Consider the following 14,082-nt stretch of genomic DNA (forward strand, 5'->3'; position numbering starts at 1 on the left):
GGTCGCCACCCTGCGTCGAGGCCGTGGTCCTCAGGCGCCGACGTACGCCGCCAAGTGCTCCCCCGTGAGCGTCGACCGGGCCTCGACCAGGTCGGCCGGTGTGCCTTCGAAGACGATCTTGCCGCCGTCGTGGCCGGCGCCGGGGCCGAGGTCGATGATCCAGTCGGCGTGGGCCATGACCGCCTGGTGGTGTTCCACGACGATGACCGACTTGCCGGAGTCGACCAACCGGTCGAGCAGGCCGAGGAGTTGCTCGACGTCGGCGAGGTGGAGGCCGGCGGTGGGCTCGTCGAGGACGTAGACGCCGCCCTTCTCGGACATGTGGGTGGCCAGCTTGAGGCGTTGGCGTTCGCCGCCGGAGAGGGTGGTGAGCGGCTGGCCGAGGCTGAGGTAGCCGAGGCCTACGTCGGCGAGCCGGGTCAGGATCCGGTGCGCGGCCGGTGTCGCCGCCTCGCCCGCGCCGAAGAACTCCTCGGCCTCGGTCACCGACATCGCGAGCACCTCGCTGATGTCCCGGCCGCCGAAGTGGTATTCGAGGACGGACGCGTCGAACCGTTTCCCCTCGCAGTCCTCGCAGGTCGTGGCCACCCCGGCCATCATCGCCAGGTCGGTGTAGATGACCCCGGCGCCGTTGCACGTGGGGCACGCACCCTCGGAGTTGGCGCTGAACAGGGCCGGCTTCACGCCGTTGGCCTTGGCGAAGGCCTTGCGGATCGGTTCGAGGAGTCCGGTGTACGTCGCCGGGTTGCTGCGACGCGAGCCGCGGATGGCGCCCTGGTCGACGGAGACCACGTTCTCGCCGGCCGGGATCGACCCGTGCACCAGCGAGCTCTTGCCGGAGCCCGCGACACCGGTGATGACGGCGAGGACGCCGAGCGGGATGTCCACGTCGACATCCTGGAGGTTGTTCGCCGCGGCGCCCCGGATCTCCAGCGTGCCGGTCGGCTTCCGCGTCGACTCCTTGAGCGAGGCCCGGTCGTCGAAGTGCCGGCCGGTGATGGTGCCGCCGGTGCGCAGTCCCTCGACGGTGCCTTCGAAGCAGACGGTGCCGCCCGCCGTACCGGCGCCGGGGCCGAGGTCGACGATGTGGTCGGCGATCGCGATGGTCTCCGGCTTGTGCTCGACGACGAGCACGGTGTTGCCCTTGTCGCGCAGGCGCAGCAGCAGGTCGTTCATGCGCTGGATGTCGTGCGGGTGCAGCCCGATGGTGGGCTCGTCGAAGACGTACGTGACGTCGGTGAGCGAGGAACCGAGGTGGCGGATCATCTTCACGCGCTGCGCCTCACCACCCGACAGCGTGCCGGCCGGACGGTTGAGCGAGAGATAGCCGAGGCCGATCTCGACGAACGAGTCGAGGGCCTGTTGCAGCGCGGCGAGCAGTGGCGCCACCGACGGCTCGTCGAGACCGCGCACCCAATCCGCCAGATCGCTGATCTGCATCGCGCAGGCGTCGGCGATGCTGATGCCCTTGATCTTCGACGACCGGGCGCCCTCGTTGAGCCGGGTGCCGTCGCAGTCGGGGCAGGTGGTGAAGGTGACGGCCCGGTCCACGAACTCGCGGATGTGCGGCTGCATGCCCTCCCGGTCCTTGGCGAGCATCGACTTCTGGATGCGCGGGATCAGACCTTCGTAGGTCATGTTGATGCCCGCGATCTTCATGCGGGTCGGCTCGCGGTGGAGGAAGTCCTGCAGTTCCTTCTTCGTGAACTTCCGGATCGGCTTCTCCGGGTCGAAGAAACCCGACTCGCTGTAGAGCCGCGAGTTCCAGCCGCCGCCCGTGTAGCCGGGCACCGTGATCGCGCCCTCCGCAAGGGACTTGGAGTCGTCGTAGAGCTGGGTGAGGTCGAGGTCGGTGACCGAGCCGCGGCCCTCGCAGCGCGGGCACATACCGCCGGTGATGCTGAAGCTGCGGCGCTCCTTGACCTTCTGTCCGCCGCGTTCCATGGTGACCGCGCCCGCGCCGCTGATCGAGGCGACGTTGAAGGAGAACGCCTTGGGCGAACCGAGGTACGGCTTGCCGAGCCGGCTGAAGAGGATGCGCAGCATGGCGTTGGCGTCGGTGGCGGTGCCGACCGTGGAGCGCGGGTCGGCGCCGAGCCGCTGCTGGTCGACGATGATCGCGGTGGTCAGCCCGTCGAGGACGTCGACCTCGGGCCGGGCGAGGGTCGGCATGAAGCCCTGCACGAAGGCGCTGTACGTCTCGTTGATCAGCCGCTGCGACTCGGCGGCGATCGTGTCGAACACGAGCGAGCTCTTGCCCGAGCCGGAGACACCGGTGAACACCGTCAGCCGGCGCTTCGGGATCTCGATGCTGACGTCCTTGAGATTGTTCTCGCGCGCCCCGTGCACGCGGATCAGGTCGTGGCTGTCGGCAGCGTGCAGCCCGGCCGGCTGCGTATCCGTCCTCGTGGCCTTGCTCATCGTGCCTTCCCTCCGTTGTGCCGGGCCGCCGACAGTCGCTCGGCGGTCGTCGCCCGGCTCGATCTAACCAAGCTTCGAGCGGTACGTCCGCTTCCGGCATCGATGCGCGGTGACGTCCATGGCGGTCACGCTACGGGCGGCGCGCGGACTCGCGCTTCTCGAATCCTGACCGGTCCGGTCGCCTCTCACCGCGCTGTGCACGGTGTACGTGGTGCAGGTGCCGGGCCAGCGCGACGACGGCCAGGCCGGCGACCAGACCCGTCACACCCCGCCAGCCGAACCGGTCGTACGTGCGCACGCCCAGCCAGGAACCCGCGCTGCCGCCGAGGAACGCGCAGGTCATGTACGCGGTGTTGACACGCGCCCGGGCCTCGGGCCGTAGCGCGAAGATGCGGGCCTGGTTGGCGACCTGGCCGGACTGGACGGCCACGTCGAGCAGCAGCATGCCCGCGGCCAGGGCCAGCAGGCCGGTGGTGCCGCCGCCGTAGGCCGGGACGAGCACCGCCGCCGACGCGATCGTGCCGAGCATGGCGAGGAGGCTGACCGTGTCGGGCCCCCTGCGGTCGGCGAGCCGGCCGGCGAGCGGGGTGCTGAACATGCTGGCCGCGCCGACCAGCCCGAGGACGCCCACCGCCTGGGCACCCATGCCGTACGTAGGTCCGGTGACGAGCAGGGTGAGCGTGGTCCAGGCGGCACTGAAGCCGGCGAAGACGGCGGCCTGGTAGAGGCAGGAGCGGCGGAGGTCGGGTTCGGCGCGCAGCAGGCTCAGGGGCGCGGCGATCAGGGACGGGTAACCGAGCCGCGTGGACGGCTCGGTGTCCGGGACGACCCGGGAGAGGATCGCGGCCAGGGCCAGGACGATCACGGCGGCCACGATGTAGGGCGCCCGCCAGCCGAGCCGTTCGCCGAGGGTGCCGCTGAAGGTGCGGGCCAGGAGGATGCCGCCGATCAGCCCGCTGAGGAGGGTGCCGGTGACGGCTCCGCGGCGCTCGGCGGGTACGAGTCCGGCGGCCATCGGGATGATGATCTGCGGCACGACGGTCGTCACGCCGGTGACCGCGCTCGCGACGACGAGCACCGGGAGCGAGGGCGCGGCACTCGCGGCGAGCAGTCCGGCGGCGGTGAGCGTGAGCAGGGTGACGATCAGGGGCCGGTGCGGCAGCCGGTCGCCGAGGGGGACGAGCAGGAAGATGCCGGCCGCGTAACCGAATTGGGCCGCCGTCACGACGAGGGCGGCCGAGCCCGCGGAGACGCCCAGGTCGGCGGCGACGAGCGAACTGATCGACTGCGGGAAGTAGATGGTCGAGACGCCCACACCGCAGGCGAGGGACAGGACGAGGATCACCCAGCGGGGCACGGACACACCTCACGCGAGAACCGGTTTGACTGGTTCGGGCGACGGTAGCAGGCAAGCCCGTCCCGTGGCACCACTTAAACCGGTTCTACGGAGGTAGGGTGAGCCCGTGTCAGCAACTCCCCGCTTCCGCCAGGGCGCCGGGCGCCTGTCCCTGGACTTCATCCGCACCCTGCGCCATCGCGGCACGCCCGACGCGGTGGAGGAACTCCCCGACGCCGAGGCCCTGTTGGCGTGGGTGCGGCAGTGCGGTCCCTGCACCGACGTCACAGGGCGTCCCGATGCCGCGAACGCGCGGGAGTTGCGGGAGGCCGTCCACGCCCTGATCACCGCCGCACGGGCCGGCCGGACGCCCGACGCCCACGCCCGCGACCGGGTCAACTCGGCCGCCACGCACGCCGTTCCCGTACCGCGCCTGGACGCTACCGGCCACCTCGCCCGGCACGCCGAAGCCCCCGTCCGGGCCACCCTCTCCCTCGTCGCCCGCGACGCCCTGGACCTCGTCACCTCGCCGTCGCTCACCCGCCTCCGCAACTGCGCGGGCCCGAACTGCGGCGCCCTGTTCCTGGACACCTCCCGCCCCGGAAACCGCCGTTGGTGCTCCATGGGCACCTGCGGAAACCGCGCCAAGAAGGAGACACTGCGCGGCAGGACGAGCTGAAGAGGAACTCAGCTCGGGCTGTAGAGGAACCGGGGAGAGAAGTTGTTCACCTCCCCGCAACCGCCTTTTGGATCCACATACTTAAAGTGTGGATCCCCACGGCACATCATCACCCGCCCCCACAGACGATCCCCGCGCAGGCGAGCCCCCACTCCCGCAGGCGTCCATCATGCACTCCCGGAACGGATCACGCCGATGCGCCAGCCGCCGCTCCACCCGCACACCTCATGACCCGCCGCGGCGTACGCCGGATCGTGCCGTTGCTCCTGGGCTGGGAGGAACTCCCCAAGTCCGTCTCCGTGCACGGCGCCCCCTACGAGGAACGACTCCGTGAACCCGTCCCCGCCGTGCTCCTGGAGTGCGACGGCGGCTGGCTGCTGCTCGACACCGGCTTCAACACGGCACTGCTCCGCGACCCGGCCCTGCGCCGCCGCTTCTACGGCTCCCCCAACTACCGGCCGATCCTCCCGGGCCCCGGCGAGCCCCTGGAGGAGGCCCTCGACGCGGCCGGCATCCCGATGGACGCGATCCACGCGGTCGCCGTCAGCCATCTGCACGCCGATCACGCGGGCGGGCTCAAGCACTTCGCGGGGCGGGTACCGGTGCACGTACAACGCGAGGAACTCGCCTACGGCCTGTCCGGGCAACCGGAGGTCGAGCGCAACTCGATCTTCCGCGTCGACTTCGACGACCCACGTATCGACTGGCAACAGGCCGACGGGGACGCGGAGTTGGCCCCGGGTGTGACCGCCGTACTGACAGCCGGGCACACCCCCGGGCACCAGAGTTTCGTCGTCGACCTCGCGGACGGCGGCGGCTTCGTGTTCGCCTTCGACGCCGCCGACCTCACCGAGAACATCGAGCACGAGCGCCCGATCGGCGCCTCGATCGGGGTCGATCCGGAGAGCACGGTGGAGCCCATCCGCCGCCTCAAGCGCATCGCCGCCGAGCGCGGTTACGAGCTCATCCCCGGTCATGATCCCGTGGTCTGGCCGGAGTTGACGCGTCGGCTGCGGATGCCCGGCGTCTAGCCATCCGCGAACGGACCGTCCCCTGGGGCCGGTTCACACGCCTTTAACACCCGGGACACGAGAGGGACTCTGTGGCCCGTGAACATGTTTTTGGATCCAATCTCGACACTTTGAGATCCATTATTCGAGGATCGGTGCCCAAGGAGGCCCACATGCCGGACCAGTCAGCTGGATCGTCCTCACCCGGCTCCGCCCCGTCGCCGGTGTCGCGCCGCACCATGCTCCGGGGCGCGGGCCTCCTCGGAGTGGGAGTCGGCTTCGGGCTCCCCGCCCTGCTCACCGCCTGCGGTGCGGCGGCCGACGATGCCAAGGGGAGCGGCAAGGGCGGCACGCTGACCCTGGCCATCGACGCGACCAGCGCGGTCAACGACCCGTCGTTCTACACCTCGTTGGGCGACTGGATGGCCGTCGACTGCATCTGTCGCGGCCTGACCTTCATCTCCTTCGAGACCAACGAGCCCACGCCGGACCTCGCGAAGAGCTGGACGATCTCCGACGACCAGCTCACGTACACGTTCACCCTGCGCGAGGGCATCAAGTTCCACGACGGCACCACGCTCACCTCGGCGGACGTCCTGGCCAGCCTGGGGCGGCAGTTCGACGAGAAGGACAAGACGCTCCCCAAGGGCGCCACCCGCCCGCTCTCCGACCTCGGCGCGAACGTCGCCTCGCTGACCGCCCCGGACGACATGACCGTGAAGATGGTCCTCAAGAAGCCGGACCGCACGACCCTCGGCCAGCTCTCCGACATCGGCGGCCGCATCATCTCGAAGGCCGCGCTGAAGAAGTACGGCGCGGAGATCGGCAAACACCTCGTCGGCACCGGCCCCTTCGCCTTCTCGGCCGCCACCTCCGGGCAGTCGATCACCCTCACGGCCTTCGACGACTTCCGCCTCGGCAGACCGCCGGTCGACCGACTGGTGCTGCGCCAGGTGCAGGACCCGTCGACGATCGTCAGTTCGCTGCTCAGCGGCGACATCTCGGCCACGCAGTTCACCCCGTACTCGGCCGCCGCGCAGCTGCGCAAGGACGACTCGGTGACGGTCTACAAGACGCCGTACAACGCCAACGCGATCCTGATGATCGACGCCCGCCGCGTCCCCGAGCTGAAGGTCCGCCAGGCCATCAACCTCGCCGTCGACCGCAAGGCCATCCTCGACCAGGCCTTCTACGGCGTCGGCGCGCTGCCCGCGGGCTACGCCATCCCGCCCGCGCAGAGCGGCTACGACACCAGCCTCGCCGACCTCAGTACGCAGGACCTCGCCAAGGCGAAGCAGCTCGTCGCCGAGGCGGGCGCGGGCGGCCGGCGCATCCGGCTCATGGCGGCCAGCGACTCCTGGCACCCGAAGGCCGCGCAGATCGTCGCCCAGAACCTGACCGACGTCGGCTTCAAGGTGACCACCGCCTCCGTCGACCCGGCCACCTACTTCACCCGGCTCCTCGACGGCAAGGACGACTACCACGACCTGATGATCTGGGAGCGCAACACCTACGTCCCGGACGCCAACGACATGGTCGGCGCCATGGCCAGCCCCACCGGTCTCTACGGCGCGACGATCACCGGCATGGACACGCTCAAGGACGCGGCCTCGCTCCAGGCGGAGCTGGACACGGCCAAGAACCTCCCCCTCGGTGCGCAGCGCACCGCCGCCTACACGAAGATCCAACGCCGGTGGGCGGAGGACTACATGGTGCTGTCGATGCTGGCCTGCTTCGCGAACCTTGTGGTGAGCGGCTCAAAGGTGAAGCACATGAACACGGCGGCGCTGGCCAACCACCGCTGTTACATGGAGAAAGCCAGTGTCTGACACCACGACCGTTCCACCACCCGTGGCGACCGTGGGGCCCTCCTCGTCCCCGTCCATCGGGCGGATGGTCCTCGCCGTATGGCGTCGCCGCCGGTTGGCTCGGTCCTGGCCGGCCGTGCTGTCGTGGCTCGTCCTGATCGCGCTGGTCCTGGTGGCCGTCGCAGGGCCGCTGTTCGTGCAGGCGGATCCGCTGCGGCAGACGTCGTCGGCGCTGCTGCCCATGGGCTCGTCCGGCCATCTGTTCGGCACGGACGACCTGGGCCGGGACGAGTTCGCCCGACTCGTGCACGGCGCCCGCCCGTTGCTGCTCGTGGCGTTCGCGTCGACCGCGCTCGCGGCGGTCGTCGGCACCGGGATCGGGCTCGTCGCCGGGTACGCGGGCGGTGTCGTGGAGCAGGTCCTGATGCGGATCGTGGACCTCGCGCTCGCGTTCCCGTCCATCCTTCTCGTCATCCTGCTGGTGGCGGCAGCGGGACCGGGCACGGTCAGTCTGGTCTTCGGCATCGGCGTGTCGCTCGCACCCGGTCTGGCCCGACTCGCCCGCGCCCTGACGGCCCGCGAGGCCGCCCGTGACTACGTCGTCGCCTCCAAACTGGGCGGCACCCGCACCCCGCGCATCCTCGCCCGCGAACTCCTCCCGAACATCGCGGGCCCGATGCTCGCGCAGGTCGTCATGACGCTGTCGATCGCGGCAGGTTTCGCCGCCGGTCTCTCCTACCTCGGCCTCGGCATCCAACCCCCGCAGCCCGACTGGGGCTACATGGTCCAGGCGGGCCAGGAGTTCCTGTACACGGCGCCCCGACTGGTCGTCCTGCCCGCGACGTTCACGCTCCTGTTCGTCGTCGCCTGCAACTTCGTCGGCGACGACCTGCGCGACGCCCTCGACGTACGGGGGCCGGCATGACGACCGCCCTGCTCCCACTCCCCCGCCCCAAGTGGGCAGCGGGAACAGCCCTGTTGGTCCTACGACGGCTCGCGGTCATCCCCGTCGTCCTGTTCGCCCTGGCCAGCCTGGTGTTCCTCGCGATGCGCCTGCTGCCCGGCTCACCGGCGACCTCGCTCGCGGCCGGCGGCACCACCCAGTCCGCGGCCGACCTGGCGGCGAACGAGGAACGCGTCAACAAAGCACTCGGCCTCGACCGACCGCTCCTGGCCCAATACGGCAGCTTCCTCAACGACTTGGTGCACCTACGCCTCGGCACCTCGTTCTACGGCTCCAACAGCGTCCTGGGTCTCCTCGGCGACGCCCTCCCCGCCACCATCGAGTTGACGCTCGCGGCGATGACGATCGCGGTGCTGCTCGGTGTCGTCACCGGTGTCATCGCCGCGCTGCGCAAGGGGAGTTGGATCGACAACTCGACCCGGGCCGTGGCCACGGTGAGCTTCTCGCTGCCCTGGTTCGCACTCGGCGTGCTCGGCATCGTCGTGTTCGGCGTGTGGCTGCGCTGGCTCCCGGTCCTCGGCCGACTGCCCAGCTCCCTGGACTACAACCCGACCACCAACTTCGTTCTCCTGGACGCGATTCTGCAGAACCGTCCCGAGCTGGTGTGGCCCTGGATCCAGCATCTGATCCTGCCCGCCGTCACGTTGGCGCTGTCGATGGCCGGGTTCATCACCCGCATCGTGCGCGCCTCCGTGCTGGAGGTCCTCGACGACGACTTCGTGCGCACCGCCCGGATGAAGGGCCTGAGCGAGGGCGTGGTGATCCACCACCACGTGCTCCGCAACTCCTGGCTGCCCATCGTCACCGTCCTCGGGCTCCAATTCGGCTCCCTCCTGGGCGGATCGGTGATCACCGAGACGGTCTTCTCGTACGCCGGTGTCGGCCGCCTGCTCGTGCAGGGCGTCCTGCAACGCGACTACCCCGTCGTGCAGGGCGCCGCCCTCGCCATCGCCCTCCTCTTCACCCTGGTCAACCACGCGGTGGACCTGCTGTACACGGTCCTCGATCCGCGGCTACGGAAAGGATGACCCGCATGGACATCGTGCTGGTCCACGGCGCCGGCGGACGGCCGACGACCTGGTCGGCGGTGCAGCCCCTGCTGGCGGCCCGCGGCCACCGGCTGTTCACCGTCACCAACCCGATGACCTCGCTGGAGGACGATGTCGCCAACACGGCGGCCGTGTTGGAGGAGACGACGGGCCCGGTGCTGCTGGCCGGGCACTCCTACGGCGGCGCGGTCATCAGCAACGTCGGCCGCGATCCGCGGGTCAAGGGCCTTGTCTACATAGCCGCGTTCGGGCCGGACGAGGGCGAGACGGTCAACGAGATCGTCGAGCGGTACGAGGAGGCCGAGATCTCCAAGTACATGCAGCGCGGGCCCAACGGTGAGTGGAAGTCCGAGACCAGCGAGGCGTTCTGGGCCGAGATAGGCCCCGATCTCTCGCCGGAGCAGCGGGCCGTCGTGGAGGCGGAAGGACGCAAGGCGGACAACCTCATCTTCACGCAGCCGACCGGTGTACCGGCCTGGCGCACGCTGCCCAGTTGGTATCTGGTCGCCGACGACGACCGCACGCTCCGCCCGGAGATCCAGAACGACATGTCGGCCCGCATGAAGGCGACTGTCGAGCACGTGCCGGGCAGCCACTACACGACCCTCGTGTGGCCGGAGCGCGTCGCCGACATGATCCACACGGCGGCCGTGGCCGTGGGCGGCGACGCATGACGTCAGCGCCCGTGCTCGAAGTCCGGCATCTGCACGTCCAGTTCGACGTTCCGGGCGGCCGACTGCCCGCCGTCGATGGCGTCGACCTCACCCTCCACCAGGGTGAAGTCCTCGCCCTGGTCGGCGAGTCGGGCTCCGGGAAGTCCGCCCTGTCGATGAGCCTGGTCGGCCTGAACCGGGGTCCGCGCACCCACATCAGCGGAGAGGTGGCCTTCAAAGGGCGCGATCTAGTGGCAGCGTCGGAGCGGGAGTTGCGCGGTGTGCGCGGCAAGGACATCGCGGTCGTCTTCCAGGACGCGTTGGCCGCCCTCAACCCGCTGCACCGCGCGGGCGCCCAGGTCTCGGAGATGATCCGCGCCCACCGATATGTGACACGGGGTCAGGCGCTGGGCCGCGCCGTGGAGTTGCTCGGCGAGGTCGGCATCGCCGGCCCGGACCGCACGGCCCGCGCCTACCCGCACCAACTCTCCGGGGGCATGCGCCAACGCGTGATGATCGCGATGGGCCTGGCCAACGACCCCGCCGTACTGATCGCCGACGAGCCCACCACTGCCCTCGACGTCACGATCCAGGCCCAGGTCCTCGCCGTCCTCAAGCGTGTACAGCGCGACCACGGCACCTCCGTCCTGCTGATCACCCATGACCTGGGCGTCGTGGCCGAGGTCGCCGACCGCGTGGCGGTGATGTACGCGGGCCGGATCGTGGAACAGGGGCTGCGCGAGGAGGTGCTGTTCCACCCCCAACACCCTTACACCATGGGCCTGTTGGGTTCGGTGCCGCCGATCGACGGTCCTGTCGTACGGCGGCTGCCGACCATCGCGGGCAGTCCGTTGACCGGGGTGGACCGGCCGGCCGGGTGCGCGTTCGCTCCTCGGTGTCCGTTCGTCCACGACGCGTGTTCCGAGCGGCCCGTGCTGCGGCAACGGCACGGCGAGGACGGTCACTTGGACGCCTGTGTGCTGCCCTCCCCCGCCCGTGCCACGGCCCGTTCCCAGGGAGGGATCGTATGACCGCCGCGCTCATCCAGGCCCGCGAGTTGCGCGTCGAGTATCCGGGCCGGGCGGGTGGCCGGGTGCGGGCGCTGCGGGATGTCGACCTCGACATCCTTCAGGGCGAGACCCTGGGCCTGGTCGGCGAGTCGGGGTGCGGCAAGTCCACGCTCGGCCGGGCCCTGTTGCGCGTGATCGAACCCGCCTCGGGCCGGATCGAGTTCGACGGCACCGACCTCACCCGGCTGCGCGGCCGCCAACTGCGGCGGACCCGGGCCGAGTTGCAGATGGTGTTCCAGGACCCGTTCGGTTCACTGAACCCGCGCCGCAAGATCGCCGACATCGTCGCCGAGCCCCTGCTGCGGGCACGCGGCGCCACCCGTGCCGAGGCCACGGAGGCAGTGGCCGAGCTGCTCGACCTGGTGGGTCTCGGCGCCGAGGCCGGCGGGCGCAGGCCGCACGAGTTCTCCGGCGGTCAGCGTCAACGCATCGGCATCGCACGGGCGTTGGCGTCATCCCCGCAGTTCGTGGTGGCCGACGAAGCGGTCTCCGCGCTGGACGTGTCGATCCAGGCGCAGGTGCTGAACCTGCTGTCGGACCTGGTCCGCGACCGAGGCCTGACGATGCTCTTCATCTCGCACGACCTGGGCGTTGTACGGCACATCGCGGACCGGATCGCGGTCATGTATCTCGGCCAGATCATCGAAGTCGCCTCCCGGGACGCCTTCTTCGCCGCCCCCGCACACCCGTACAGCCGGGCTCTGCTGTCCTCCGTTCCCGTGCTGCGGCCCGGCGAGATCCGTGAACAGCAGGTGCTGGAGGGCGAGTTGCCCGATCCGGCGAATCCACCTGAGGGCTGTCTGTTCCGCACCCGGTGCCCCATCGCCACGGAACAGTGCCGCACCACGGCCCCCGAGCTGCGCGAGATCGCGCCGGGCCGCAGTGTGCGCTGCCATCTCCCCCTGGTCTCAAGCGAGCAGCACGTCGCGAGTAGCGAGTAAGGACGAACCGCTTTGATCATCGATGCGTACAACACCACTCAGGACGTCCGCGGCCGTTCCGACTACCTCACCGGCGCCCGCAAGGGCCAGGCCCCGCCGCCGTACAAACCCTTCGAGCCGCGCCGCATTCTCGACCGGATGGACGCGGCCGGGGTGGACATGGCGATGGTGTGCTCGCTCGCGCAGCGCATCGAGAACGACTTCATCGCCTCGCTGGTGGCCTCGTACCCGGACCGGTTCTTCGGCTTCGGGCAGGTGATGCCGCAGGCCGACGACGCGCTCGACGAGATCGACCGGATGGCCGACGCGGGTCTGGTGGGCCTGAAGCTGCACCCGAGCCTGCACGGCTACCACGTCGCCGACCACGGTCTCCTCGACCCGGTCTTCGAGGCGTGCGCGCGGCGCGGGCTGCTGGTGCTGATCAACGCACTCGACGACGCGTTCTGCGCACCGCTGGCCATCGAGGAGATCGCCAAGGACCACCCCCAAGTCCCCACGATCATCGCCCACATGGGGGCCGTGTGGAACGTGCCCGAGGCGATCGTCGTCGCCGAACGGCAGCCGCACGTGTACCTGGAGACGTCGGCGACGCTGATGAGCGACGTGAAGCGGGCCTACGCGCGGCTCGGGCCGGAGAAGATCCTGATGGGCAGCGAGTGGCCCGGCTCCGACTTCGACCTGGAGCGCATGAAGATCGCGAAGGCGATCGAGGACGAGAAGGACCGGGCGCTGGTCGAGGGCGGCAACATGGCCCGGCTGCTGGGACTGACGGTATGAGTGCCGTGAACGTGCGGCCCGTGTCCGTACCGTCGTCGATGAGCGAGGACGACGTCGAACTCCTCGCCACGGCACAGCACTTGCTGGCCAAGGTGTGGCAGTCGGGTCGCCACGAGGTCGCGACCGCGCTGCGTACGGCGGACGGGCGGGTGCACACCGGGGTCCATCTGGAGGGTTCCTGTCGGCGCAGTTCGATCTGCGCCGAGGGGGTCGCCATGGGCACCGCACGGGGCGCGCTGCCGGCCGGTGCGGAGCTGAACATCACGTCGGTGGTGTCGGTGCAGATCAAGCCGGCGGGGTGGTTCCGGATCATCGCGCCGTGCGGGGTGTGCCGCGAACTGATCAGCGACTACTGCCCGGACGCCACCGTGTGGGTCACCACGGTCGACGGGGACAAGCCCGTCCCGTTGCGCGCGCTGGACCTGCTGCCCGAGAAGAGCCGACGCCGATGGTGAGCGCCGCGGATCCCGAGAAGGGCCCACGCCGATGACGAACGCCATCGGTCCCGAGGAGAGGAGAGCCATGTCGTCCGTCTTCGTCACCGGTCCGTCCGGACGAACCGTCCCCACCGGGCTCGATGTCCCCGAACTCGCCGCACAGCTGGGCGGTTCCGGATCGCCGGTGCTGTGGGAGGAGTTGACCTGGGCGGAAGCGGGGTCCACGGCCGCGGCCCAGGACGCCGTCATCGTCCCGGTCGGCGCCACCGAGCAGCACGGCCCCCATCTCCCCCTCGCCGTGGACACCCGGATCTGCGAGGCGGTCGCCCTCGGCGTCTCCGCGCTCACCGGCGTGCCCGTCGTGCCGCCCCTGAGTTTCGGGGTGTCGGCGTCCCACGGCGACTTCGCCGGGACGGTGGCCCTGCGGCCGGAGACCATGATCGCCGTGGTCGAGGACGTCATCGACTCGCTCTACGCCTCCGGAGTACGGCAGTTCGTGCTGCTGAACGGGCACATCTGGAACAACGGCGCACTCGACGTGTCGGCCGAGAAACTGAGGGTCCGTCATCGGGACGCTCGCGTGAGGGCGTTGGGGTACGTGACCATGTACCCGGGTCCCGAGGTCGACGGACATGTCACCTACGGCCGGGCGTTGATGCACGCCAACTTCTTCGAGACGTCCGTGATGCTGCACCTCGCGCCGGAGCTGGTCCGGATGGACCGGGCCACCTCCCACGTCGACGTCGACTCGTTCTGGGACTACCGCATGGACCAGGTCAGCGAGACCGGGGTCTGGGGCCGGGACGTGACCGACGCCAACTCCAAGCACGGCGAGGCGGAGTTCGATCGCTGCGTCCTGACCACAGCCCGGGCGGTGTCCACGGCGGTCCGTGAGCCGTGGCCCGACCCCACCCACCGTCCCGGACGCCAGGCGTGA

The 14,082-nt window shown here is 70.1% G+C and carries 13 protein-coding genes; 11 read left to right on the top strand and 2 right to left on the bottom strand.

Going from position 1 to position 14,082, the window contains the following annotated elements:
- Window positions 1-30: 30 nt before the first annotated feature.
- Both ACIBK4_RS30850 and ACIBK4_RS30855 read right to left on the bottom strand, forming a co-directional pair.
- On the bottom strand, window positions 31-2,421 hold the full coding sequence (locus tag ACIBK4_RS30850; protein ID WP_398999842.1) for an ATP-binding cassette domain-containing protein: 2,391 nt from the start codon (window positions 2,419-2,421) through the stop codon (window positions 31-33).
- Between the two features lie 130 nt (window positions 2,422-2,551).
- Window positions 2,552-3,784: an MFS transporter gene (locus ACIBK4_RS30855; RefSeq protein WP_398999845.1), complete on the bottom strand. Its 1,233-nt coding sequence runs from the start codon at window positions 3,782-3,784 to the stop codon at window positions 2,552-2,554.
- A 100-nt stretch (window positions 3,785-3,884) separates the two neighbouring features.
- Here ACIBK4_RS30855 and ACIBK4_RS30860 point away from each other — a divergent pair, with 100 nt between their 5' ends.
- From ACIBK4_RS30860 to ACIBK4_RS30910, 11 genes are all read left to right on the top strand, one after another.
- On the top strand, window positions 3,885-4,436 hold the full coding sequence (locus ACIBK4_RS30860) for a CGNR zinc finger domain-containing protein (RefSeq protein WP_398999847.1): 552 nt from the start codon (window positions 3,885-3,887) through the stop codon (window positions 4,434-4,436).
- A 227-nt stretch (window positions 4,437-4,663) separates the two neighbouring features.
- Window positions 4,664-5,467, top strand: a complete 804-nt coding sequence (locus ACIBK4_RS30865; protein ID WP_398999849.1) for an N-acyl homoserine lactonase family protein — start codon at window positions 4,664-4,666, stop codon at window positions 5,465-5,467.
- Between the two features lie 152 nt (window positions 5,468-5,619).
- Window positions 5,620-7,275, top strand: a complete 1,656-nt coding sequence (locus tag ACIBK4_RS30870; RefSeq protein WP_398999851.1) for an ABC transporter substrate-binding protein — start codon at window positions 5,620-5,622, stop codon at window positions 7,273-7,275.
- Window positions 7,268-8,179, top strand: coding sequence for an ABC transporter permease (locus ACIBK4_RS30875; protein ID WP_398999853.1), 912 nt, complete (start codon window positions 7,268-7,270; stop codon window positions 8,177-8,179). The genes ACIBK4_RS30870 and ACIBK4_RS30875 overlap by 8 nt, the downstream gene beginning before the upstream one ends.
- Window positions 8,176-9,246, top strand: a complete 1,071-nt coding sequence (locus ACIBK4_RS30880) for an ABC transporter permease (protein ID WP_398999856.1) — start codon at window positions 8,176-8,178, stop codon at window positions 9,244-9,246. The genes ACIBK4_RS30875 and ACIBK4_RS30880 overlap by 4 nt, the downstream gene beginning before the upstream one ends.
- A gap of 5 nt (window positions 9,247-9,251) precedes the next feature.
- Entirely contained in the window at window positions 9,252-9,941 is a 690-nt protein-coding gene (locus tag ACIBK4_RS30885) for an alpha/beta hydrolase (RefSeq protein WP_398999858.1), read from the top strand.
- Complete coding sequence (locus tag ACIBK4_RS30890; RefSeq protein ID WP_398999860.1) at window positions 9,938-10,951, top strand: ABC transporter ATP-binding protein; 1,014 nt, start codon at window positions 9,938-9,940, stop codon at window positions 10,949-10,951. Before ACIBK4_RS30885 ends, ACIBK4_RS30890 begins: the two co-directional genes overlap by 4 nt.
- Window positions 10,948-11,931: an ABC transporter ATP-binding protein gene (locus tag ACIBK4_RS30895; protein WP_398999862.1), complete on the top strand. Its 984-nt coding sequence runs from the start codon at window positions 10,948-10,950 to the stop codon at window positions 11,929-11,931. The genes ACIBK4_RS30890 and ACIBK4_RS30895 overlap by 4 nt, the downstream gene beginning before the upstream one ends.
- 12 nt (window positions 11,932-11,943) lie before the next feature.
- Window positions 11,944-12,708, top strand: a complete 765-nt coding sequence (locus ACIBK4_RS30900; protein ID WP_398999864.1) for an amidohydrolase family protein — start codon at window positions 11,944-11,946, stop codon at window positions 12,706-12,708.
- Entirely contained in the window at window positions 12,705-13,163 is a 459-nt protein-coding gene (locus tag ACIBK4_RS30905; RefSeq protein WP_398999866.1) for a cytidine deaminase, read from the top strand. Before ACIBK4_RS30900 ends, ACIBK4_RS30905 begins: the two co-directional genes overlap by 4 nt.
- A gap of 67 nt (window positions 13,164-13,230) precedes the next feature.
- Window positions 13,231-14,082 carry a creatininase family protein gene (locus ACIBK4_RS30910; RefSeq protein WP_398999868.1) on the top strand — a complete coding sequence of 284 codons (852 nt, stop codon included), beginning with the start codon at window positions 13,231-13,233 and terminating at the stop codon, window positions 14,080-14,082.

The sequence above is a fragment of the Streptomyces sp. NPDC050528 genome, assembly GCF_044457795.1.
Classification (GTDB): Bacteria; Actinomycetota; Actinomycetes; order Streptomycetales; family Streptomycetaceae; genus Streptomyces.